The 24,595-nt window shown below is 36.9% G+C and carries 21 protein-coding genes and 1 pseudogene; 8 read left to right on the forward strand and 14 right to left on the reverse strand.

The window, feature by feature from the left end; all coding sequences use genetic code 11:
* Nucleotides 1-17: 17 nt before the first annotated feature.
* The 3 genes from Q4493_RS14440 to uxaC all read right to left on the reverse strand — a co-directional run bounded on the left by Q4493_RS14440 (nucleotide 18) and on the right by uxaC (nucleotide 3,378).
* The gene (locus tag Q4493_RS14440; RefSeq protein WP_303454007.1) at nucleotides 18-611 is read right to left on the reverse strand and encodes an RNA polymerase sigma factor; all 594 of its coding nucleotides are present in this window, start codon (nucleotides 609-611) and stop codon (nucleotides 18-20) included.
* An 86-nt stretch (nucleotides 612-697) separates the two neighbouring features.
* Nucleotides 698-1,885 (reverse strand): mannonate dehydratase, encoded by a 1,188-nt coding sequence (gene uxuA / locus Q4493_RS14445; RefSeq protein WP_303454009.1) that lies wholly within the window; start codon nucleotides 1,883-1,885, stop codon nucleotides 698-700.
* A gap of 77 nt (nucleotides 1,886-1,962) precedes the next feature.
* Complete coding sequence (uxaC, locus tag Q4493_RS14450; protein WP_303454010.1) at nucleotides 1,963-3,378, reverse strand: glucuronate isomerase; 1,416 nt, start codon at nucleotides 3,376-3,378, stop codon at nucleotides 1,963-1,965.
* Nucleotides 3,379-3,768: 390 nt separating this feature from the next.
* On the opposite strand from uxaC, the gene Q4493_RS14455 reads away from it, so the two are divergent.
* Nucleotides 3,769-5,253: a mannitol dehydrogenase family protein gene (locus Q4493_RS14455; RefSeq protein ID WP_303454012.1), complete on the forward strand. Its 1,485-nt coding sequence runs from the start codon at nucleotides 3,769-3,771 to the stop codon at nucleotides 5,251-5,253.
* 127 nt (nucleotides 5,254-5,380) lie between these two features.
* Nucleotides 5,381-6,247 (forward strand): hypothetical protein, encoded by an 867-nt coding sequence (locus tag Q4493_RS14460; RefSeq protein ID WP_303454014.1) that lies wholly within the window; start codon nucleotides 5,381-5,383, stop codon nucleotides 6,245-6,247.
* 62 nt (nucleotides 6,248-6,309) lie between these two features.
* Here Q4493_RS14460 and Q4493_RS14465 read toward each other — a convergent pair whose 3' ends face one another.
* Genes Q4493_RS14465 through Q4493_RS14480 form a run of 4 tightly spaced genes read right to left on the reverse strand, consistent with a single transcriptional unit; the run spans nucleotide 6,310 to nucleotide 10,677 of the window.
* The gene (locus tag Q4493_RS14465; protein ID WP_303454016.1) at nucleotides 6,310-7,176 is read right to left on the reverse strand and encodes an aldose 1-epimerase family protein; all 867 of its coding nucleotides are present in this window, start codon (nucleotides 7,174-7,176) and stop codon (nucleotides 6,310-6,312) included.
* A gap of 9 nt (nucleotides 7,177-7,185) precedes the next feature.
* Entirely contained in the window at nucleotides 7,186-8,367 is a 1,182-nt protein-coding gene (locus tag Q4493_RS14470; RefSeq protein WP_303454018.1) for an AGE family epimerase/isomerase, read from the reverse strand.
* A gap of 30 nt (nucleotides 8,368-8,397) precedes the next feature.
* On the reverse strand, nucleotides 8,398-9,276 hold the full coding sequence (locus Q4493_RS14475) for a carbohydrate kinase (protein ID WP_303454020.1): 879 nt from the start codon (nucleotides 9,274-9,276) through the stop codon (nucleotides 8,398-8,400).
* Between the two features lie 3 nt (nucleotides 9,277-9,279).
* The gene (locus Q4493_RS14480) at nucleotides 9,280-10,677 is read right to left on the reverse strand and encodes a sugar porter family MFS transporter (RefSeq protein ID WP_303454023.1); all 1,398 of its coding nucleotides are present in this window, start codon (nucleotides 10,675-10,677) and stop codon (nucleotides 9,280-9,282) included.
* A gap of 129 nt (nucleotides 10,678-10,806) precedes the next feature.
* Between Q4493_RS14480 and Q4493_RS14485 the strand changes: the two genes are divergently transcribed.
* On the forward strand, nucleotides 10,807-11,712 hold the full coding sequence (locus tag Q4493_RS14485) for a helix-turn-helix transcriptional regulator (RefSeq protein ID WP_303454025.1): 906 nt from the start codon (nucleotides 10,807-10,809) through the stop codon (nucleotides 11,710-11,712).
* 678 nt (nucleotides 11,713-12,390) lie between these two features.
* Nucleotides 12,391-12,789 (forward strand): type II toxin-antitoxin system HicB family antitoxin, encoded by a 399-nt coding sequence (locus tag Q4493_RS14490; RefSeq protein ID WP_303454028.1) that lies wholly within the window; start codon nucleotides 12,391-12,393, stop codon nucleotides 12,787-12,789.
* A gap of 96 nt (nucleotides 12,790-12,885) precedes the next feature.
* On the opposite strand, the gene bioD is transcribed toward Q4493_RS14490, so the two are convergent.
* Genes bioD through bioB form a run of 4 tightly spaced genes read right to left on the reverse strand, consistent with a single transcriptional unit; the run spans nucleotide 12,886 to nucleotide 16,596 of the window.
* Entirely contained in the window at nucleotides 12,886-13,575 is a 690-nt protein-coding gene (bioD, locus tag Q4493_RS14495) for a dethiobiotin synthase (protein WP_303454030.1), read from the reverse strand.
* The gene (bioC, locus tag Q4493_RS14500) at nucleotides 13,568-14,353 is read right to left on the reverse strand and encodes a malonyl-ACP O-methyltransferase BioC (RefSeq protein ID WP_303454032.1); all 786 of its coding nucleotides are present in this window, start codon (nucleotides 14,351-14,353) and stop codon (nucleotides 13,568-13,570) included. Before bioC ends, bioD begins: the two co-directional genes overlap by 8 nt.
* On the reverse strand, nucleotides 14,353-15,495 hold the full coding sequence (locus Q4493_RS14505) for an 8-amino-7-oxononanoate synthase (RefSeq protein WP_303454034.1): 1,143 nt from the start codon (nucleotides 15,493-15,495) through the stop codon (nucleotides 14,353-14,355). The genes bioC and Q4493_RS14505 overlap by 1 nt, the downstream gene beginning before the upstream one ends.
* Nucleotides 15,496-15,525: 30 nt before the next feature.
* Entirely contained in the window at nucleotides 15,526-16,596 is a 1,071-nt protein-coding gene (bioB, locus tag Q4493_RS14510; protein ID WP_303454036.1) for a biotin synthase BioB, read from the reverse strand.
* Nucleotides 16,597-16,651: 55 nt separating this feature from the next.
* Here bioB and bioA point away from each other — a divergent pair.
* A pseudogene (gene bioA / locus Q4493_RS14515) lies at nucleotides 16,652-18,002 on the forward strand (adenosylmethionine--8-amino-7-oxononanoate transaminase).
* Here the strand turns inward: bioA and Q4493_RS14520 are convergent.
* Nucleotides 17,999-18,361, reverse strand: a complete 363-nt coding sequence (locus Q4493_RS14520) for a hypothetical protein (protein ID WP_303454038.1) — start codon at nucleotides 18,359-18,361, stop codon at nucleotides 17,999-18,001. The pseudogene bioA and the gene Q4493_RS14520 overlap by 4 nt on opposite strands.
* Nucleotides 18,362-18,507: 146 nt before the next feature.
* On the opposite strand from Q4493_RS14520, the gene asnS reads away from it, so the two are divergent.
* The gene (gene asnS / locus Q4493_RS14525; protein WP_303454041.1) at nucleotides 18,508-19,908 is read left to right on the forward strand and encodes an asparagine--tRNA ligase; all 1,401 of its coding nucleotides are present in this window, start codon (nucleotides 18,508-18,510) and stop codon (nucleotides 19,906-19,908) included.
* A gap of 156 nt (nucleotides 19,909-20,064) precedes the next feature.
* Here the strand turns inward: asnS and Q4493_RS14530 are convergent, their stop codons facing one another.
* Both Q4493_RS14530 and Q4493_RS14535 read right to left on the reverse strand, forming a co-directional pair.
* Entirely contained in the window at nucleotides 20,065-20,613 is a 549-nt protein-coding gene (locus Q4493_RS14530; RefSeq protein ID WP_303454043.1) for an NAD(P)H nitroreductase, read from the reverse strand.
* Nucleotides 20,610-21,314 (reverse strand): DoxX family protein, encoded by a 705-nt coding sequence (locus Q4493_RS14535; protein ID WP_303454045.1) that lies wholly within the window; start codon nucleotides 21,312-21,314, stop codon nucleotides 20,610-20,612. Before Q4493_RS14535 ends, Q4493_RS14530 begins: the two co-directional genes overlap by 4 nt.
* 160 nt (nucleotides 21,315-21,474) lie before the next feature.
* Between Q4493_RS14535 and sppA the strand changes: the two genes are divergently transcribed.
* Nucleotides 21,475-23,331, forward strand: a complete 1,857-nt coding sequence (gene sppA, locus Q4493_RS14540) for a signal peptide peptidase SppA (protein WP_303454048.1) — start codon at nucleotides 21,475-21,477, stop codon at nucleotides 23,329-23,331.
* Nucleotides 23,332-23,413: 82 nt separating this feature from the next.
* Entirely contained in the window at nucleotides 23,414-24,424 is a 1,011-nt protein-coding gene (ansA, locus tag Q4493_RS14545) for an asparaginase (RefSeq protein ID WP_303454051.1), read from the forward strand.
* The last annotated feature ends 171 nt before the right edge of the window (nucleotides 24,425-24,595 follow it).

The following is a 24,595-nucleotide window of genomic DNA, read 5'->3' on the forward strand; positions in this document are numbered from 1 at the left end:
GGGTGATATTTTTAGAGCTAATAGCTAGAGTTGCTGCTAACCTTCATAAATTTAAGCTCATTTTGAGCGTCATTATTAAGGTATGCTTCCATATAATCATTACAGCGTAATAAGCCTGCAGCCACATGTTTTTCTGTTGTACTTATTGAAATATCTAGCTCATTAGCGATGGCTTGATGAGAATAACCATGAACTTTTTTAAGTACAAAAACACGTTGGCATTGTAAAGGTAATGTAGAAACAGCTTCCCAAAAAATATACATTCGTTTTTTGCTATCAATACAATCATCGATAGTGGGTTCATTATATACGTACTTCTCTAAAGAGAAACCCTCTATAAAATCTATCAAAGATCTTGATTTTTTATCTAAGTTTTTACGCACCACGTTTTTAGCAATACCAAATAAGAACGCTTTAGGCTCTTCTATCGTGCGATTTTTCTCTACTTGAAGTGCACGTAATATTGTTTCTTGAGTAATATCGTTAATTTCATGGCTACATGAGGTAAAACGGCGTAAAAATTTTTTTAATATTGATTCATTTTTTAAAAAAGTTTTTACTAGACTCGGTTGATCTTTATTTATTTTATTTTGAACTTTAGCACTGAACATAGTACACATTCCAATTTTTATTAGTAAAGAATCCATCACCATTTATTGCGATTTCAATAAAATGATCACATCAATTTTTGAATCTTTTAACCCACTGCTTTCAACGCTTTTATTACGCCTCTAATTTCTGCTAACCCTTTTAAGCGACCGATACATGAATACCCTGGATTACCTTTTTTATTAATATCATCCAGAATTTGGTGGCCATGATCAGGACGAATAAAAATTTCACCTGCGCCTTTTCGAGATTTTTCTTCTTTTAACAAAGCGGCAATCACACCAACCATATCTACATCACTTTCTAGATGCTCAGCTTCATAGAAAGAGCGTTGTTCATCTTTATCTCGGGTAACACCACGAAGATGAGCAAAATGAATGCGAGCACCAAAATCTTTCGCCATTTGAGGTAAATCGTTATCCGGACGACTGCCGTAAGTCCCCGCACATAAAGTAATACCGTTAGCTGGATTGGGTTGGGCAGCAAATAGAATCTCTAAATCTTCAGCCGTACAAATAATTCGTGGTAAACCAAACATATCTCTTGGTGGATCATCAGGATGAATAGCTAGCTTCATGCCTAATTGTTCGGCTTTTGGTAATATTTGTGATAAAAAGTTGAAAAGATTTTTTCTTAAAATATCTTTGCTGATATTTTGGTATTGCGATAATGCCGCACGAAAATCGCTAATATTATAAGCGTCGGTCATTTTACCCGGTAAGCCTGCAATAATATTTTTAGTCAGCAAGGCTTTGTCATCTTCAGTCATTGTTGAAAAGACAGCCTTTGCTTTAGCAAGCTCATCGGCACTATAGTCCGCTTCAGCATGTTCTCGTTGTAAGATAAACAAATCGAAAGCTGCAAATTTATCTTGGTCAAATCGTAACGCGTAACCACCATTTGGTAATTGATACTTTAAATCAGTACGTGTCCAGTCGATAACAGGCATGAAGTTATAACAAATGGTTTTAATGCCGCACTTTGCTAAGTTTTCCATCGACCCTATCCAAGCATCGATATAAGGCTGACAATTATCTCGGCCTAATTTAATGTCTTCATGAACAGGAATACTTTCTACTACTGACCACACTAAGGAAGAGTTTTCAGTATTATCTTTTTCAACTAATGCTTTATGCGCTTGTATATCGGCTAACGGCCAAACTTCTCCGGTTGGAATGGCGTGTAAAGCACTAACAATATCGGTAGCACCGGTTTGACGAATATCATTAATTGAAACAGGATCATTTGACCCAAACCATCTCCAAGCTTCACGCATGATAAAATTCCTATCCTTTATTATTTTTTGTCTATGTTTTTTATTAAATATTTGTAATTAAACACGATTAGCTGTGATCATAATTTGTACGCTTTCTTCGCTAAGTTATAAGCTAAATCCACCGCTAATTCTTGAGCTTCATCAAGTGTTAGTCGATGATCAGAAACTAATTCTGCCAGCCAATTACAGTCCATTCTTCTTGCAACATCATGGCGAGCAGGAATAGAGAGAAATGCGCGAGTATCGTCATTAAAGCCAACCGTATTATAAAATCCTGCTGTTTCTGTCATTTGCTGGCGAAAACGTCTCATTCCTTCAGGACTATCATGAAACCACCAAGGTGGTCCTAAACGTAAACAAGGATAATGCCCTGCTAAAGGAGCAAGCTCACGTGAATAGGCTGTTTCATCTAAAGTGAATAAAATAAAGGTAAAGTTTGGCTGAGTGCCATACTTATCTAACAATGGTTTTAATTGCTCGGTGTAACTACATTGCACAGGTATATCAGCTCCTTTATCACGACCAAAACGAGTAAAAACATCTTGGTTATGATTTCGTGAAACTCCAGGATGTAACTGCATCACTAAACCATCTTCAACACTCATGCCGGCCATTTCAGTTAACATATGTGCCCGAAATAATTCCGCTTGCTCAGCATTTGCTTGACCAGAAATGACAACTTGATACAAAGCTTCGATATCACTTCGTTCCAGATAAGCTGTTTTTGCGGTTGGATGACCATGATCCGTTGAGGTAACCCCTGTTGCTTTAAAATAAGCGCGTCGTTTTTTATGTGCTAATAAATAGCCTGAAAACGTTGAGGTATCTTCACCGGTGATTTCACCAAAGTATTTAATTGCTGAAACAAAGCCTTCAAACTCAGGATCAATAACAGGATCTGGTCGATAAGCAGAAATCACTTTACCTTGCCAGTCGCTCGCATTGATTGTTTTATGATGTGCTAAATCATTTAACGGTGATTCTGTAGTAGAAATTATTTCAATATTAAAGCGTTCAAATAAAGCTCTTGGTTTGAAAGCATCTGTTTTTAATAACGCGTTAATTGTATCGTAATAATAATCAGCCGTTTCTTCACATAACACGACATCAATATTAAAAATTTCAGCAAAAACAGTATCTAACCATACTTTTGAAGGGGTACCACGAAACAAATAGTAATGCTTAGCAAACAACTGCCATATCTTACGGTTGTCGGTTTCAGTCGATTCGCCTGCAATGGTTTCTATACCAAGTTCCGCTAAGGTGATCCCTTGGCTATATAGCATACGAAAGACATAGTGATCTGGTTTGATTAATAAATCAGTAGCATTGTCAAAGTTTTGATCGTGAGCAAACCATGCAGGATCGGTATGACCATGAGGACTTATAATAGGTAAATCTTTTACGCTTCGATATAAAGTACGTGCAATATTGCGTATTTCTTCATTTGAAGAAAATAACCTATCAGCGTGTAATTGTAACTTTTTTGCCATTTTTAATGGGTCTCTGTTTTAACGTACTATGCAGATAAATAGATCAGGCCTTACCAATTAGTTTCGTTAGATGCTATTTTTTATTGCGTTTTGTTAGCTGGAACAAATATAGCAAACCAATTATTGGTAAGTCCAATAATTATTCGCTATTTTTTTAGTAGGCATGAATAAAATCAAACTGAAAAATAAGAAAAACGTTTAAATACCAAGAAAATACAGATAGATACAATAAAGCCTCATTCATTTACCTTATATATAAAAAATAAAAACCTAAAAAATAAATGGTAAGGCCACTATTGTTTGTTTATTATGGATATCACACTTGTACAGTAAATAGAGTTTGTTTCGCTTTTAAAGACTAGCTATTGCTGCGATAAAAGTAATCGATTAATGGAATTTCCACTGATGAATTTAACCGACATAATGAAAACCGCTAACACGTCTCCTTACCCAATAGAGCTACCACGATATAATCGTGAAAATACTCAGATTGGTATAGTTCATATAGGTCCTGGCGCATTTCATCGAGCGCATCAAGCCGTTTATACCGAAAATTTAATGAACCAATTTGGTGGCAATTGGGCGATCTGTGGCGTTTCTTTACGCAGTGCAACCGCGCAAGATATTTTAAGTAAACAAGACAACCTTTATACTGTCTCTATTTTAGATAAAGACATTCGTTATCAAATAGTAGGCGCTATTAAAGAAATTTTAATTGCTAGCGAGCAGCGTGACCTAGTACTACAACGTATGTCAGCTGAAACGACAAAATTAATTACCTTAACGATCACAGAAAAAGGCTACTGTTTAGCTGCCGATGGCTCATTAGATTTCAACCATGATGATATCAAACATGATATTGCTAACGCTTCATCTCCCGTTAGTGCCATTGGCTTTATTGTTGAATCACTTAAAATAAGAAAACAAGATAACATCCCTGCTTTCAATGTATTAAGTTGTGATAACGTTTCGGGTAACGGTGACAAACTTCGTCGTGCGGTATTAGATTACGCCGGTAAATTAGATCCACAATTACAACTGTGGATAGAAAAGCACGTTGCCTTTCCAAACTCCATGGTTGATAGCATTACACCTAAAACAGAAGCTTATACGGTTGAGTCTGTTTCAAAAGCAATCGGCTGCCAAGATAACTGGCCAATTCAACGAGAAGCATTTACCCAATGGGTTATTTCCAACGATTGGCAGGGCGAACGACCTGAATGGGAGAAAGTTGGCGTTATTTTTACCCAAGATGTGGAAGGTTTTGAAAAAGCAAAGCTCAAGCTACTCAATTGTTTGCATTCTACTTTAGCTTATTTAGGATCGTTGGCAGGTTACGAAACGGTTTTTGATGTTACGAGTGATGTAAATTTTAAACAATTTATAACTAAGCTAGCGCAACAAGAAATTATCGGTTCATTTACCCCTCCAACTGAATTAAATATTGAAAAATATAGCAATGATATCATTCAACGATTTTTAAACCCTGCCATTCGACATTTATTAGCACAAATTGCCTGTGATGGCTCACAAAAAATTCAAATACGTTTATTGCCAATTATTCGCGATAACCTTGAGCAAGGCCGTTCGACTAAAATGCTTTGTTTTGCTTTAGCTTGTTGGTTTGAATTTATTTGTAAAACCGTTAAAAACAAAGAGGAATTATCAGATCCAATGGCTAGCACATTTTATCAAACCACAGGCCTCCTCAGTGAAGATATTGCTACAGTCGTTAAAAGCTTTTTATCAATTGATGCGATAAATGCCCATGATTTACTGCTAAACAGCCAAATAAGCGAGCAAATTGAAGCAAGTTTAACCTTGATACGACAAACACCATCAACTCAACTAGGCGCTGTAATAGCAAAACTTTAATTTTTATTATTTGACCTTGAACCATTATCCTTTGACTTATGACTAATAAAGAATAATGTAATATTTCAATTAACCGTCATTGCTTATAGTAAATATTCGGGATTAATCCATGTATAAATGTATATTAATGATCATAGCCATAAGTATTTTTGTTGTGATCTCATTTGTCAGTAAAGCTGTATCACCCCAAAATTCTGATAAATCTGCTTGGATCCTCATTGATAATTTCGAACGCGAACAATTAAATAATCGGTTAAATGAAAAAAAGCATGAACATTGGTACAAAAAAGACACGCGCAATGACACGTCTCCTTTTATTGAAAATCCTCAAGTAACAGAGCTACAAAAAGAAATTAGTAACACTGTGCTATTAAAAAAGCCAGCGGCTGAAGGCGTGTTAGGGAATCGTAAAGCATTAACCTTTCGACCGTTACCAAACGCAGTTTCTGTGGGCGAGATATCTACATTTTACCTACGTATAAAAGTAGAATACTTTCCTAATAATCATGTGTTTGGTTTGAGTAATTTAGATGCGCAAGGGATCGCTCAACACGATTACAATGCCCTTGAGTCAAGTATTCGTATCACCGATAAATATGAATCGAATGGCTTTAAGAATGACGGCACCATTATGGTAAAAACTGATAATGGCTATAGTAATATTCAAAATTATGAAAATAAGCGCTCAGCTAAACCAGCACAAGAAAATACCTGGTATGAAATTTGGTTTGTTGTTAACAATGCTTTGAAAAAGCAAGGTGGGCAACATTATGATGTATATTTAAAAGGAGGCGAATTCACCCAACAAACATTGGTGTATAAAAATGCTGCCTTTCGTATGAAACGAGAAATGCCATTAATTTACTTTATGATGAACTGTAATACAGGGCCCGCAAAGCAACCCTATGGAAACGGCGGGCTTTATTATGATGATTTATACATGGCAAAAGGAACATTGTTAACCTCTCCGCTTTTGCCCATTGAAAAACCTTAATACACGAGCAAGCCAATATATGAGTATACCGAAACACAAGTAAACCTAACCCCTCGTCCAAATTAATGAATATTAATTTGATAGTTATTCGAAAAATCTTTTTCTGGGGCAAGGCAAATAAAATCAGGCTTTTCTTCAAGCGCTTTTGGCGAATTTTGCTGTTCATCAGTTGTCAGCCAAGGCTCAATACACACATAAGGTGAATTAGGTTTTGCCCATAACCCTAGGTGTTTATTGGAGCCGATATCTAATGACAATCTGGGCTTTTCATCGACTAATAAAGTGACATGTGACGAGTTAACATCGCTAAAAATTAACGCGTCTTGAGCAAATAAGTTTGATTTTATTATTAACTTTCGCGCTTTAATATCAACAGGGTAAACGGTATTTGATAACAAATTTTGCTTAATTAAATGACAAAAACAATCTTCAGTTTCAGAAAATAGTACACTGCACTTTTCCTCTTTAAATGCCGAAAGCGGTAGTGTAAAAGCAGGATGCGATCCTAAACTAAAGTACATATCAGTTTTACCTAGATTTTTCACTAGATACGTAACAGATAAACTATTTTTGTTCAGAGTAAAAGTAACATCAAGCTGAAACTTAAATGGATATAATAACAAGGTTTGCTGATTATCTCGTAACCTCAAGGTAAGCGATGAAGCTGTTTTTCGGTGTAAATTAAAGCATTGTTCGCGAGCAAATCCATGTATCGGTAGTGAATAGTCTTTTCCTTGATAACGATATTTCCCACCGTTTAATCGACCAACAACTGGAAATAAAATAGGAGCAGAGCCAGCCCAAATAGCGGGATCTGCTTGCCAAATGTATTCTTCATGATTGATGGTAGATGCCAAACTTTTAAGCTCGGCACCTTGTTCACTAACTTTACATCTTAGCAATTGATTTGAAATGGTGTGAACAGCCATAGTCATTACTTAGCTACTTTGACCAAACGCTCTTAGCACTTCAAAACAAGCCCCTAACGTATGGTAATCACATTTAGCGCCAGCACTACTTTTTTCATTTGAAACTATACTATTATCACGATTTAACAGCCTAAACCACGCTCCGTGTTGATGATCGACAAAATGTTCATCACAGTATTGCCAAAGCTTTGTATATTGCTCTACGTATTTTTCTTCATTGGTTTCTTTATACAATAGCGCTGCTGTTGCAAAACTTTCAGCTTGTACCCAAAAGTATTTATCATCATCACACCAATTTCCTTGACGATCAAAACCATAAATCAAGCCGCCATATTGATTATCCCATGCTAAACTAAAGGCTCGTTCATAGAGATCAATAGCACGTTCTACTAACCAAGTGTCGGGTGCGTGACGATTTAAGATCAGTAATAATTTAGCCCATTCTGTTTGATGACCGGGTTGAAAACCCCAAGGTCGATATAAGTTTTTAGGATCATTTTTATTGTAATCCCAATCAGGTGCAAAACTGGGGGTAAAATGCTCCCATACGAGGCCCTCTGTGAGAGCGGCTTGTTTTACCGCAATGTTTTCAGCTAATAACTTAGCGCGAGTTAAGAATTTTTGATTATTGGTTGCTTCATAAGCCGCTAACATTGCCTCACATAAATGCATGTTAGCATTTTGACCACGGTAATCACTCAACACGCCTTCAGGGCTAATTTCATCGGCATATAATCCATAATCATTTTGCCAAAACCGTTGTTCTAACAAGTCATAAGTAGCTAACAGCTTTTCATCACTTTCAATAATACCTACCTTTCTTACTGCTGCATAAGCTAACAAGACAAAGGCATAGCCATAGGCTTGTTGCGTCATATCGTTAGGTTTATTATCAGTTAATGTCCAAGCATAACTTTGAGAGCTGGTTTGCCAATGCACTGTCTCTAAAAAGGCTAACCCGTGTTTCGAGATCTCAACATATTCGTGCTTGTCAAAAACTTGTGACGCTAAAGCGTAATTTACAATAATGCGAGTGCTACTGACCAACTGTTTATGTTGTTCGTTGAAAGTTTCCCCATCATCATAATAATTTTGAAAATATCCCCCTTGTTCATCCACAACGCGAGGCGTGTAAAAATCTAATATTTCTTGGCAATGCTGTAACAAAAATTGATCACTTAAATAATTCATTTTCTAATCCTATTTACAATCAAATATTATCTATAAATGCGTTAATGAAGGAGTTGCTCCGCGCTGTGAACATACATAAGATGAAACAAGACTGGCAAAATCAGCGATTTCACTAAGCGGTTTGTTTTGCAGTAAACCTAAGGTTAACGCAGCGGTAAATGAATCGCCTGCCCCTACTGTATCAACGACAGTTGTCGGTACAATTGGTACTTCTATCGTTTCATCAAGGTGCAATAACACCGCGCCTTGTGCTCCTTGAGTAAAGGCAATAGTAGTTAAATCAAAAAGTTGTTTTAGCTGTTTGAGTACATCTCGATTATCACCTGAAATCCCAACGAGGTTGGCTATAAAAGGTAATTCTTCTTCATTAAGTTTTAAAACGTTGGCTAATTGAAGTGATTCAAGGATCACTTCGTTAGAATAAAATGGGGCTCTTAAATTTACATCAAACACTTTTAACGCCTCATGTGGTACTGAGCTAATAAAGCGTTGAATAGTATCGCGAGAGCAGGCATTGCGTTGCGCCAAACTGCCAAAACAAACGGCATCAACCGAACATGCGGTTTGTGCGAGCTGTTCTGACCAAACCAAGTTATCCCAAGCACAATTATCAGCAAAATGGTAACTGGCTTGATTAGAGGCATCTAACATGACCGTTACTGTGCCTGTTGGGTAGGTTACTTTCTCGAGTAATTCTACGTTTATTTGTCGTTTGGCTAGGTAAGTAATCGCCTCTTGACCTAACTTATCATCACCCACCGCACTTACCATACTAACTTTGGCCTTTGCACCCGATAAATCATTGATGGCACAAATCATATTAGCAGGTGCACCTCCAAAGCGAGCGCCATCAGGAAATACATCCCACAAAACTTCGCCAATACCAACAATATTAAAAGCGTTATTCATGAACTAGTGTCCTACTATTTTTGTATTTGGTTCAATATCATTTTCATTATGCGAAGAGATACCGAGTTTTTTCTGTAACTCTTCTAGAGGCACACCTTTCGTTTCTGGCACCATAATAAATACCCAAATAAGTTGGCCTATCATCATCAAACAGAAAAAACCAAAAACATATTGTGCCGAGAATGCCGCCACAACCGTTGGAAAAAACAAGGTCATCATAGCAGCAAAAACCCAATGGGTTGAACAGCCAAGAGATTGCCCTGTAGTTCGATGCTCAGTTGGAAAAATTTCTGCAATAAACACCCAAATTACGGCTCCTTGTCCAACCGCGTGTGCTGCAATAAAGAAGAAAATACAAAAGGGAACAATGGCATATACTTCATTAGAAAACGCCCACGCACATGTTCCTAACGCTAATATATAACCGACAGAGCCAATATAGAGTAACGTTCTTCGGCCAATACGGTCTATTAGCCATAATCCAACTAATGTCGCGATAAGATTAGTAATACCTATACCCGCAGATTGCAATAGTGCAGCTTCTTGCCCTAACCCGGTCATTTCAAAAATTCGAGGAGCAAAATAAAGGATAGCGTTAATACCAGATAACTGATTAAAAAAAGCAATTAAAAACGCCAAAATAATAGGATACTTTAATCGCTGACTCCAAAACGGTGTTTTAACACCAACCGTGTTAGCTGAATTGACAATTGATTGAGTTAAGTCATCAATTTCCGTGGCAGACATGTTTGGATTCACTTGAGCTAACACTTGCTTACCCGAAGCAATATTTTTACATTTTCCAATTAACCATCGTGGACTTTCCGGCAAGAAAAAACAAAAGACACAATAAATAACAGCAGGAATAGCTTCAACGCCAAGCATCCAACGCCACGCATTTTCACCAATACCGCCCAACATCGCATTAGAAATAAATGCCACAAGAATACCAAAGACAATATTAAACTGGAACAAGCCCGTTAAACGCCCTCGTTTATCCGCAGGTGAAATTTCAGAAATATATAAAGGTGCGACAATAGTTGAAACCCCCACCCCTAATCCACCAATAAAGCGAGCGACCATAAAAGAATAAGGATCTGTCGCTAATGCTGACCACATCGCCGAAACTAAATAAAGTATTCCAATACCGACCAATGTTTTAACGCGACCAAAACGATCAGTAGGCCAACCACCAAATAGTGCTCCTAATACTGTTCCCCATAACGCCGCACTTAACGCTAAACCATGAAGGGTTGACGATAAGCCCCATAAAGATTGGATGGTTTTCTCGGCACCTGAAATAACCACAGTGTCAAAACCAAATAGAAAGCCCGCTAAAGATGATGTGAGCGCCCATAAAAATAATTTATTTTTATTATTTGTTTTATTATTGAGGATCATTAAAACACCCTTTCATTTGTTTTGTATTACGATTCTATCCATTAAAATATTATTTAAAATGGTTCTTATTGCTATTTTCTTGTGATAGATTGTGATTTGATGATGATTTATCAATGAACGGAATATCGTGTGTCGAATAGAAATCCTCCTGATTATTTACGCTGGGATAACGCCTTATCTGACGATCAAGATAAGGTTATTCGACATTGGTTTGGTGATGAATTACAACCTGAATCATTAATGACCGTTCGCGGTATTGGCATTAAAGAACCTATGGTGAATGCCAATGTTGATAGGCCTATTGGCACAGGTGATTGGTTAATCATGTTATTTCATCAACCGGCAAGATTAATTAAAAAACAAAAAACACCTTCCACTCCAGCTAAGACTTTACTTATTTGGCCGCCAGGTGAAAAACAATTTTTTAGTTGGGCAACTAAAGCAGGAGTTGAATTGCATTCTTGGATGCATGTTGAAGGCTCTTGGGTAAAAACACAAATTGAAAACAATTTATTACCCATAGCAACACCAATTACCTTAACGGATGAGTCTGTAATGACAGATCATTTACAAAGTATAATGGCTGAAATGCTACATCCTATTTCATTTGATCCAATTATTATTCAAAACCTCTTTCAAAATTGGGCTCGCGCCATTGCACGGCAAATTGGCGTAAAAAGTTCAAATAATAATATGCCAAGCTATGTACTTATCGTAAAACGCTACCTTGATAAACATTTCAATCAAGCAATTGTATTGGATGATTTAGCGAGTTTAGCGCGTGTTTCCCGCAGTCATCTTTGTCATCAATTTCGACAGCATTTTGATACGAGTATTAGTCACTATGTTATTCGTAAACGTATGGCAACCGCACAGAGACTATTATTTGATGTCGATATAAAGCTGAGTACAATCGCCAATCAAGTAGGTTATGCTGATATATATCAGTTTTCTAAACAATTTAAAAAAACGTTTGCCGTTTCACCTAGCCAGTATCGTAAAAAACAATTAGTACATTCCCAATCGTTTGAATAAATCAGTTAACTTGTAAATCCTTAAACCCTTAAAATTGTGGCAAAGATCAAACAAATAAATGGCACATAAAACTCGTTACTACTTGTCTTTAAATTTTTTTCGCTAGTGAAAATTCACACTCAAAAAATAACCTTCGTCCTATTGTGCTTTAGATTTAACGTTAGCGTTAAATATCGCTAACTCTCAGTATTACCATATCCAGTCGCCTCATCAAATTTTCTAAAACGAGTTAACAGTTTCAATCTTTATTCTTTAATTTTTTTTCAATAATTCTTTTTTGAAAATTCAATAGTTATTTGACCAATCCCATGGTGAATTAAATCAATTATTTAACCAAGTGTATTCCTATAAGACAAAGGTTTTACCGCCTATATATATCGTACAAACGTCGTGCACACATCATAGATTATAACCCTAACAACTCTTTATGAGTTACTTTCAATTCAAGTACATCATTGTTCTCATGATTAAAATATCAACGCCTTTTAATATAACTTCAAACGAAAGTGAACATTCACACCAGTACATTTTAGAGTTAGCAGAGTTATTGGAGTAGCTAAAATCAGGGTTAGCGGGGTTATACCAAATAAAACTACAGAGTTATTAGAGTTATCAATCATTGACAGCGAGGAGTTATCAGGGTTACTATAAAAATAATCAATCAAAAGGTAACTATTTATGAAATACCCTATTGCATTAAAAAAGATAATTGGCAGTGAGCACTATAAAGTTAGCGTTCCAGATTTACCGGGGTGTGAGTGTAATGCCACAACAATTGATGAAGCCTTAATAGAAATAGAAAAAAGCATGGCATCACACTTTTCCATCTTGGCAGAATACGGTGAAACTATTCCTCATGCCTCTACTATTGAAAAGCATCAAGAAAATATTAGTCAGGTAATTTGGTGCTTAGTAGATATCGACATTACCCCTTATTTAGGTAAAAGCCATAAGATAAATGTGACGCTGCCAGAATTATTGATTAAGCAAATGGATGAGTATGTGAGTAAATCTGAGACGCATAAAACACGCTCTGGTTTTATTGCCAGTGCGTGTTTAAAAGCATTGAAAAGTTAATCTATCCACCTTTGCACTAAGGTTAAGGTTAAGATTAAGATTAAGGTTAACGTTAACGTTAACTTAATTCTTAACGACAATTAAATAACAAGGTTGTTAGCACTGAGCAAGTAGTGGTTGTAAATTAAATTTGGCCGCCGCTTGTTTTATATCTGTTTGTTTAGCAAGTTTTGCTATTAACGGCATTGGGAAGAATTGTTCAAGTTCGGCAATATTTTCTTCAAGATATGGCATGTTATCGAGACAATTTGCCACCCAGCCTACACAGGTTAAGCCGTCAGAAATAATTGATTGATAAGTTAAAATCGCATGATTTAAGCAGCCAAGTTTCATATTAACCACTAAAATAACATCTTGTTCGGTGCTTTGTACTAATTCAGATAAAAACTGTCCATTACCTAACGGCAATCGCCAACCACCTGCTCCCTCGGTGATCAATACATCACATGGGTTTGTAGTAATACTCTGATAGTGCTTTTCTAAAAAAGTTAAATCTATCGGCTTGTTATGTTTCTTCGCAGCAATATGGGGGGCAATTGGCTCTTCAAACGCAATTGGGTTTACATTAGCCAATGTTTGTTGGCAATTTGCAGCGTTAGCCAATAACAACGCATCTTCATTAACAAGTTGTGTGCCTTGACTCGTGACTACTTTCTCACACCCTGCCGATATCGGCTTATAAACGGCTACCCTTAATTGTTTTTCAACAAGTGCGGTAATAAGCGACTGTGCGACATAAGTTTTACCTGCATCCGTGTCTGTTGCTGTAATAAAAAGTTTAATCATTGAGTTTTACCATTAAGCCAGAAAAAACTTTATAAGTAGCAGGGTAAATACCACTCGGCTCTAAGAAATCTTGATAGGAAAGCATCATTTTTTGCCATTTATCTTTACCTGCCAGTCCTTTCGCTTGTTTTGTTGGTACATGATTAGCTCCTAAGCCTTTAAGCTCTTTCGCTAGATGAAGGACGTTCTCATATTCTAAAACAATATCTTTGTTTGAATATTCAATCAATTTTGCATCTTCTGCATTGAAAATTGCCGTAAGCTCTTGTTCCGTTTTAAAATCGATAACATGTTTATCATCATCAACTTGCGCCCATGACGATTTTAGCTCGAATAACGTACCATTAACTAACGTAGAAAAAATAAATAAACCGCCAGGTTTTAAGACACGAATGATCTCGGCTTTTAAAACGGGTAAAGCTTCACACCATTGGATCATTAAGTTGGAATAAATTAGATCAATACTGCCGCTTGCAAAAGGTAACTTATAAGCATCAGCTCCTATCCAGCTAATTGACTCATCGCGATTTTGTTTGGCAAATTTCAACATCTGTGTCGAAATATCTAAGCCAATGACGTGATGATATCGTGATGCTAAAATATCGGTAAAAAAACCCGTTCCACTACCTAAATCTACCACGGTTAAATCATTACGATTTGGTAACCATGGCATCAAATTTTTTCCACTATAACGCTGTAAGCGAGCAGAAATATCATACGATTCACTGGCAGAGCCAAACGATCGTGCAATTTTAAATAAATTTTTACTTTGTGGCATCAATTGATGGCCTTATTAATATTTTCAGCTAAGTATTTGATATCTTGTTGGTTATGGCTAGCACAAACAGTAACACGTAACCTTGACGTACCCTTTGGAACAGTCGGAGGCCTAATTGCCGTTAACCAAATACCTTTAGCTTTTAATTTTTCGGCAATATCTAACGCCTTTTTTTCATCTCCCACGACAATGGCATGAATGGAAGAAGACGTAGGAATAATGTCGATTTTATCATCTAAACTTTTCGCAAAAAGTGCACTCAACTCAGCAATTTTTTCACGTCGCCAATGTTCGTTTTGAACAATTTCAATACTTTTATTTGTTGCCCAAGCTAAAGCTGGTGACATAGCGGTTGAGTAAATATAATGACGCGAAAAGTTAATTAAATAGTCATGTAATGTTTCGTCACAGGCAATAAACGCTCCTGATGTAGCAAGCGCTTTACCAAAAGTTCCCATAATAATATCAACATCAGCATTTATACTGGCACTGCCTTGCCCCTTTTCACCAACAACCCCAAGGCTATGAGCATCGTCTAAATATAGCCAAGCATTATTTTTTTGCGCAATCTTTTGCAGTTCATTGATATCGGCTTGATCACCGTCCATGCTGAAAACCCCTTCTGAAACAATCAGGTTATTTGCTAAGGTTTTCTTTGTTAACAACTGTTCAAGCTGCTGATAATTATTATGTAAAAAACGTTTAACTGTTGCTTTGCCAGAAAATGCCCCATCAATTAATGATGCATGTGAAAGTTTATCTAACCAAAACTGTGTTTGCTCTGAAGCTAATGCACTCAAAACACCATGGTTGGCTGAAAAACCACTGTTAAACAGTAAACATCTGGGTTTGTTTAGCCATTCACATAAAGTATTTTCTAACACCTCATGTGCATAGCTATAGCCCGTTACTAAACTGGAAGAGCATGACGATGCACCAAATTTTGAGACACCTGTTTGAAATGCATGATTAATGTCGGGATGTTGATTTAACCCTAAATAATCGTTAGAAGAAAAATTAAGATATTCTTTATCATTAAAGAATAATTTTGCCCCTTGTTGCTCTGCAATACAGTTACGTTGCCTAAAACGATGAGTAAGTTTTTGCTGAGCGAGTTGCTCAGCAAGATATTCAAAAGCCATAATGTTTAATCAGTTAACAACGAGCAGTACTTACGTAGTTGCATCATAAAACAAATCACTGTTCTGCTGATTGATAACCGCAGTTTGAATAGCTTTTTCATCCGTTTGATCAGCACTATCAACCGTTTCAGTATTAATGCCTAATTTAGCGAAAAGTTGCATATCTTTATTTGCTTCAGGATTACCTGTAGTCAATAACTTACAACCATAAAATATAGAATTAGCACCAGCTAAAAAGCACATTGATTGCATTTGTTCATTCATAGCATCGCGCCCTGCAGATAAACGAACGTGGCTTTTTGGCATCATAATACGAGCAACCGCAATACAACGAATAAAATCAAAAGGATCTAAATCGTCGACATCCGCTAACGGAGTACCCTCAATTTTAACTAGCATGTTAATTGGCACACTGTCTGGGTGCTTAGGTAAGTTAGCAAGTTGAGCTAAAAACGACACACGATCTTGCGCTTTCTCACCTAAGCCCATAATACCACCACTGCACACTTTCATGCCGGCATCTCTGACATTTTGCAGGGTATCTAATCGGTCTTGATAACTACGAGTGGTAATAATTGAATTATAATGCTCAGGAGAAGTATCGAGGTTATGATTATAATAATCTAAACCAGCTTCTTGTAGTTCGTCTGCTTGTTCGCCATCGATCATGCCTAATGTCATACAAGTTTCTAAACCCATTGCTTTTACGCCTTTCACCATTTCTAAAACAAATGGCATATCACGCGCTTTAGGGTTTCTCCAACCAGCTCCCATACAAAAACGCGTTGAACCTTGTTCTTTGGCTATTTTTGCTGCTTCAAGCACTTTTTCCACTTCCATTAACCGTTCTTTTTCAATGTCAGTGTTATAGCGCGCACTTTGCGAACAGTATTTACAATCTTCAGGACAAGCACCTGTTTTAATAGATAATAATGTACTTACCTGCACTTCATTTGGGTTGAAGTTTTCACGATGAACAGTTTGTGCTTTAAACATTAAATCATTAAAAGGAAGATCAAATAATGCTTTTACTTCAGCATGTTTCCAGTCATGACGGATCTGACTTTGTTGATTACTACCAAATTGATTATCTTGAACCATTGCGCTACAGCCTATTCTAATTGAAATTGCATCATATAATTTTAACGGGTAGTCTATGGCGCATTACCGAGTTGTCAACAAAAACCATCACAAAAAGTTTACATATGAACAATAAATACACAGAATTACTTGATTTTGATCGCGAGCACCTTTGGCACCCTTATACTTCAATGGCAAAACCACTACCTTCATATCTTGTAGAATCAGCTCAAGGAGTAGAAATTAAGCTTGCTTCGGGTGAAACATTAATTGATGGTATGTCTTCTTGGTGGTCGGTTTTACATGGTTATAATCATCCGGTGTTAAACCAAGCTTTATTAACTCAAGCACAAGAGTTTTCGCATATCATGTTTGGTGGCCTTACTCATCAACCGGCGATCGATTTAGGCAAAAAGCTCATAGATTTAACTCCTAATACATTAGATAAAGTATTTTTCTCAGATAGTGGCTCTGTTGCCGTAGAAGTCGCACTGAAAATGGCCTTGCAATACTGGCAAAGTAAAGGCCAAGCTGATAAACACCGCATTATGACAGTGAAAAATGGTTATCACGGCGACACATTTGCAGCGATGTCGGTGTGCGATCCAGTTACTGGTATGCATCAAATTTTTGAAAAAGTACTAATGAAAAGTATTTTTGCCCCGGCACCACGCATTTTCATTAATGAAACTTGGCATGATGATGAACTAATCGAACTTGAAGCCTTATTTAAAAAGCACCACCATGAAACCGCCGCTTTTATTATTGAGCCAATTGTTCAAGGCACCGGCGGTATGCGTTTTTATCATCCTAATTACTTAAAAGCCGTAAGGCAGTTATGTGATCAATATCGGGTTTTGTTTATTGCGGATGAAATTGCCACAGGTTTAGGCCGTACAGGAAAACTATTTGCCTGTGAATGGGCTGATATTTCACCCGATATCATGTGTTTAGGAAAAACATTAACCGGTGGCTACTTAACGTTGGCAGCCACTCTTTGTACGGCAGAAATAGCACAAACCATTAGTGAAGGCGAAGCTAGTTGTTTTATGCATGGCCCAACATATATGGCAAACCCCCTTGCATGTGCGGTAGCAAATGCCAGTATCGACTTATTAATAAAACAAGACTGGCAAGGTAAAATTAAAAAGATTGAGCAACAGTTTCAACAAGAGTTAATACCGTTAAAGCAATTTGATAAAGTAGCCAATACGCGTGTGCTTGGCAGTATTGGTGTAGTTGAAACTACTCATGCAGTTAATGTGGCGATCATTCAAAAGCGATTTGTTGAGTTAGGAGTGTGGATCCGTCCTTTTGGTAAGTTAATATATATTATGCCGCCGTTAGTGATAAACAACTCACAAATTAGCCAACTCGTTTGCGCTATTAAAGCCGTACTTTCAGAAGATGCGTGTTTTATCGATTAAATCAGTCTTGTTACTATATAAGCAACCCAAGCTATTGAGACAATAAACAATAAAAAGACATTAAATTGTTTATTGTCGGTTTTTCTTCTACTGCGATATTTATGGACAAAAATTGAGATATAGCTAAATAAAGCACTTAACCACAACATAATATATAAATAACCAGTTAAAGGCGTTAACCAAAACTTTCTGATAGAAATGTTGTGATAACGTAAAACACCATAATCATTTTCAGGGGCGGCATAATAAGAAATAATCAAAGCAATAGTAAATAATCCCCACGCTAACAACGTGGAAATACGAATGGCTTTTAACCAAAAATCTTCCGATTGTCTTCGTTCTGGTTTATTTGAGCCCATAAAAACGCCTTTGAAGTAAAAATTTATAAAAATTCAGCAATAATTAGACCGTAAAACTCAACTTTTACTTGTTAAACAGTACAAGCACGGTAACATATCCCTCCTTATTTCGAGAACAAAAATTTACTAGCAAAAGAGGTTGATAAATGTCAGTTATAGCAATTACTGATGTCTTAGCAGGACAATACCCTGTAAACGAAGAAATAACCATCAACGGTTGGATCAGAACTCGCCGTGATTCTAAAGCAGGTATTTCATTTTTAGCGATACATGACGGTTCATGTTTTGATGCCATTCAAGCAATTACGCCTAGTGAACTAGACAATTATCAATCAGAAGTTTTAAAACTAACTACCGGTGCTGCTGTTAAAGTAACTGGTATTTTGGTTGAATCGCCAGGTAAAGGTCAATCATTTGAGATTCAGGCAACCAAGGTTGTTGTTCATGGTTTAGTTGATGATCCTGATACTTACCCAATGGCAGCTAAACGTCATAGTATTGAATTTTTACGTGAACAAGCACACTTACGCGCTCGTACTAATATTGGCGGTGCCGTCACTCGAGTTCGCAATAGTTTAGCACAAGCGGTTCACCGCTTTTTACATAGCAAAGGTTATTTTTGGATCAGTACACCATTAATCACTGGAAGTGACTGTGAAGGTGCTGGAGAAATGTTCCGTGTTAGTACGTTAGATATGGAAAACTTACCAAGAACCGACAAAGGTGATGTTGATTACAACAAAGACTTTTTTGGTAAAGAAACCTTTTTAACCGTTTCAGGTCAATTAAACGTTGAAACTTATGCTTGTGCCCTGTCTAAAGTGTACACTTTTGGCCCAACGTTCCGTGCTGAAAATTCAAACACAACGCGTCACTTAGCAGAGTTTTGGATGATCGAACCTGAAATTGCTTTTGCTGATTTAGCCGATGCCGCTGATCTTGCTGAAGAAATGTTGAAATATGTTTTCACCGCGGTGTTAGAAGAGCGCGCCGACGACATGGCTTTTTTCCAACAACGTGTTGATAAAACAGTTATCGAACGTTTAAATTCTGTGATCAATAACGACTTTGTTCGTCTTGATTATACTGACGCAATTACCATTTTAGAGAACTGTGATAAGAAATTTGAAAACCCAGTTTCTTGGGGCGTTGATTTAAACTCTGAGCACGAACGTTATTTAGCTGAAGAACACTTTAATGGACCAGTCGTTTTACAGAACTATCCAAAAGATATTAAATCATTTTATATGCGTTTAAATGACGATGGCAAAACAGTAGCGGCAATGGATATTTTAGCACCAGGTATTGGTGAAATTATTGGTGGTAGCCAACGTGAAGAACGTCTTGACGTACTAGATGCTCGCTTAGAAGAAATGAACCTTAATCAAGAAGATTACAGCTGGTATCGTGATTTACGTAGATACGGCACTGTACCTCATTCTGGTTTTGGTTTAGGGTTTGAACGTTTAGTGGCTTATGCAACGGGTATGCAAAATGTTCGTGACGTGATCCCATTCCCAAGAACACCAAATAATGCAGCATTTTAATTTGTTTAATACTTATCACTAAACACATTAAAAATACTTAACCATTTAAAGCCCTTTAATTAGGGCTTTTTAATGCCTATTTTTTGAATTTTACTCACTATACTCGATGAACAGCTGCCTGATGAACCAGAAATATTTCAACAAAAACAGCGAAAATTATAAATAACTGACCCGATCATCATATAACTTTGTTGGTTTTAACGGTAAAGACTTAGCTTTAGTCCCTATATATAAAAAGCCAACGATATCTTCTTGAGGGTTAATCGATAATCCTTGCTTAACATTATCGTTTAAGCTTAAATCGCCAGTTCGCCACATTGCACCAAAACCTAGTGCTACGCTTGCCATTTGCATCGCATGTACGCAACAGCCTGCCGTAATCAGCTGTTCATGTTTTGGCACTTTCTCATGATGTTGGTATTTAGTAGAAACAACCACAATCAGCGGTGCTCGAAAAGGCATCTTAGCCGTTTTATCTAACTTTGCTTGCTCAGTGGTTGGCGTTGTAATCGCTTGGACGAAAATGTCACTGAGTTTTTTTAAGCCTTCATTTTCAACCACGGTAAAATGAAAAGGCAATAAACCTGCATGATCAGGCACACGCATACCTGCGGTTAAAATAGTTTCTAAGCACGACTTATCAGGTGCCGGCGCGATTAATTGAGGATCAGATTGTCGAGTAACTAGCAAGTCTATTGCATTCATATTTGGTAATTATTCTTTATGCGAGGTTTTAGCCAGTGATTATATAGGTAATAATCCATGCTGGTAAACCTCCCTGCGCCAATAAAAAATAATGCCAATAATAATAAGAAGTAAGTCGCGGCAAACTCAATACCATTATTAAGTACAACGATAGAGCCTGTTTCATACAACCATTCGGTATGACCATTTTCTGCTAATAAACTACGCATCGCCTCTAAACGCTTATCCGCTTCAATACTATTTTCTAAGCTCTGCTCTGCCTGTTCAAAGCCTAACCAAACAAAAACTTTTGCGGGACTAATGTCGGGATTTGTCGGCGTGATAGCAAACCAGCCATTCTCGCCATGCACAGAAGTAGCAGCGATTATCATAGTGAACATCAAAGGAATTGAAATTAAACGGGTAAATAAGCCTATTAATATTAGCCAGCCCCCTAAAAACTCACTCCAAGCGGCTAAATTTGCTAACACTTCTGGAAACGGTAAACCAAGACCCCAGTCAGTATTGCCAAACCATTCAACAATTTCTGGAGAGGCAAATAATTGCGCGACTCCTGACACGGAACTATCGGAAAACTGTAACTTGCTATAACCTGCCATAATAAAAATGGGTGCTAAATATAAGCGTATTAACAATGCCGGTAAGCCATTAGCATAATGGAGTTTATTCAAAAATTGATGATATGAAGAAAGAAGTAACATAATTGATTTTCTAAAAATAAAGTTACTTATAAGAACACTTTTCGCTAACAATAATTTCATTGAAGCAACAAAATATGTATTTATTTACAATTATTACTACATAAAGAGGTGATATTTCATTAGCATAGGGTATCAATTTAAGTATGTAACATGGTTATTTATGAATGAACATCCAAGTGCAATAAAACGCATCTCAAAAAGTATTTTTGAACTCCTCAATATCTCACGAAAAATCATCATTAACTTAGTGTTTTTTACAGTGTTATTACTGTTATTTGTTATTTTGACCGCAGGCGAAGACGAAATTATAGTACCTACGCAAGCTGCCCTTGTTTTAGATTTAAAAGGCGACATCGTTGAACAAAAACGTGAAGTAAATCCGATGGATGCTTTTATCAGTGAAGCTTTTGATCAACCGACTGAAACGCCAGAAGTATTATTAGCTGATATCATCAAGGTAATAAATACCGCAAAAAATGATGATAGAATTCAAGTATTAGCCTTACAATTACAAGGCATAAAAAGCGCTAGTTTAACCAAATTAAAAGATATTGCTCAAAGCATTGAAGCATTTAAAGCAACAGGTAAAAAAGTTATCGCCTACGGTGATCAGTTTCAACAAGACCAATATTATTTAGCGAGTTATGCCGATGAAATCTGGTTAAACCCAAATGGCTGGATGATGTTAGATGGTTATGGTCGCTACCAGTTATATTTTAAATCCGCATTAGAAAAACTATCAATCAGCCAACATATCTTTAGAGTCGGCACGTATAAATCAGCTGTTGAACCCTATATGCGTGATGATATGTCACCTGCTGCCAAAGAAGCGAATAAACAGTGGCTAGCAGATTTATGGCAACAATATAAACAAGACGTTTCAACGCAACGCGAATTTAGCATTGATAATTTTGATGAAACTACTGAGGTATTATTTGAAAAATTACAACGTGTTGACGGAAAAATATCACAATACGCTTTAACCAATCATTGGGTTGATGCGTTAAAAACACGACAAGAAATCACACAAACCATGATTTCGCTTGTGGGTAAAAATAAATCCAATAACTTTAATCAAATCTCATTTAAAGAATATTTAAAAGCAACCTCTCAGCCTTTCCCACCTTATCAAAATATTGGTGATAAAGTTGCAGTGATTGTTGCCAAAGGCACCATTTTAGATGGAACACAAAGCCCTGGCAGCATTGGCGGTGATAGTACCGCACGTTATTTAAGAAAAGCTCGTTTAAATGACCAAGTGAAAGCGGTTGTACTTCGTGTTGATAGTCCCGGTGGTAGTGCCTATGCCTCAGATATCATTCGTCAAGAAATCGAATTAATTAAAGCGGCAGGTAAACCGGTAATTGCTTCTATGGGGACTTATGCTGCGTCAGGTGGTTATTGGATTTCTGCCCCAGCAGATAAAATTATTGCTTCACCAACAACCATCACAGGTTCTATAGGTATTTTTGGTTTTTTCATGACCTTTGAAAACTCACTAAGTAAATTAGGTATTCATACGGATGGCGTTGGAACAACCGATATAGCAGGATTTGGCGTAACGCGCCCTCTTAGTGATGGCATGGCGCGTATCTTTCAATTAGGCATTGAACGTGGTTATCAAGACTTCATTGAACTAGTAGCGAACAATCGAAATATGTCACTTAAAGAAGTAGATGCGATAGCTCAAGGACGTGTATGGTCTGGTTTGCGCGCTAAAGAATTAGGTTTGGTAGATGAATTAGGTAATTTAAATGATGCAATTAACGAAGCAGCAAACCTAGCTCATCTTGATTCCTTTGAAACGTTACTCATTGAAAAAGAGCGTTCACCACAAGATCTCTTTTTTGAAAGTTTCTTTGGCCAAGCCGTAAAGTTTTTACCTGAGCAGCAAATTCGCACACCAAGTGCTCTTGATAAATTACTGCTAACTTTACAGAATGAATACCAAGCATTTAGCAAGCTTAATGATCCTCAAGGGATCTATTCATTTTGTTTAGCCTGTCAAATAAATTAACTGATTACCTCGGACAATTTTTTGTTATTATAGCCTCGACTTTTCGGGGCTTTTTTATGCCCTACACTAACAGATTATAATAATGAAAAAACGAATATACATTGCATACACTGGTGGCACTATTGGTATGAAGGCTAGCAAAAATGGCTACATACCGGTAAAAGGACACTTAACCGAATCAATTAATGCTATGCCTGATTTTCATCGTGAAGAAATGCCTGACTTTACTATTCATGAATATCAGCCGTTGATTGATTCATCAAATATGACACCTGCTGATTGGCAACGAATTGCTGATGATATTGACAAAAATTATCACGCATATGACGGATTTGTCGTGCTGCATGGAACAGATACAATGGCTTATACCAGCTCTGCTCTATCGTTTATGTTTGAAAATTTATCTAAACCCATCATAGTGACAGGTTCGCAAATTCCTTTTAGTCAATTACGTTCCGATGGGCAAGTTAATTTACTCAATTCGTTATTTATTGCGGCAAATTATCCAATTAATGAAGTCGGATTATTTTTTAATAATCGATTATTTCGAGGTAATCGTTCTATTAAGGCATACGCTGACGGCTTTAATGCTTTTGACTCACCGAATATGTCACCGCTATTAGAAGCAGGTATTAATATAAAAGTACTCGCGGGGAAAATAAACGAAAGCACAAATGAAAAAATGAGCCTTTCCAGTATTACTCCTCAACCTATTGGGGTCGTACATTTATACCCAGGTATCAGTGCTGAGCTTATTAAAAACATCATTAAGCAACCAGTTAAAGCACTTATCATCAGGAGTTATGGTGTAGGTAACGCTCCACAAGATGAAGCTTTACTTGCTTGTTTAGCACAAGCACATCAACAAGGGATCATTATAGTAAACTGTAGTCAATGCATAAAAGGCACAGTAAATATGGATGGTTATGCAACTGGCGTTTCATTAAGTCAATGTGGTGTCATCAGCGGTGTTGATATGACCTTAGAAGCTACGTTAACCAAATTACATTATTTATTGAGTCAAAATTTTACGGCAGATGAGATCCGCACGAAATTACAAGAAAACTTACGAGGTGAATTAACGCTAAATTAGGCATTAAATATATACTAGGGCGTGTTGATCTTTCGCGATGATTATTACAACAGTTTGTTTGGTATTTATACAAAGCATTGCGAATGACATGTGGTTATTCCACCTCAATGAGCAAAAATGCAGTAGAAATGACAAACAAACATTGCCCGAAGGGTTCAATTATAAGCCATT

The organism is Colwellia sp. 1_MG-2023, assembly GCF_030546755.1.
In the GTDB taxonomy this organism is placed as follows: domain Bacteria; phylum Pseudomonadota; class Gammaproteobacteria; order Enterobacterales; family Alteromonadaceae; genus Thalassotalea_H.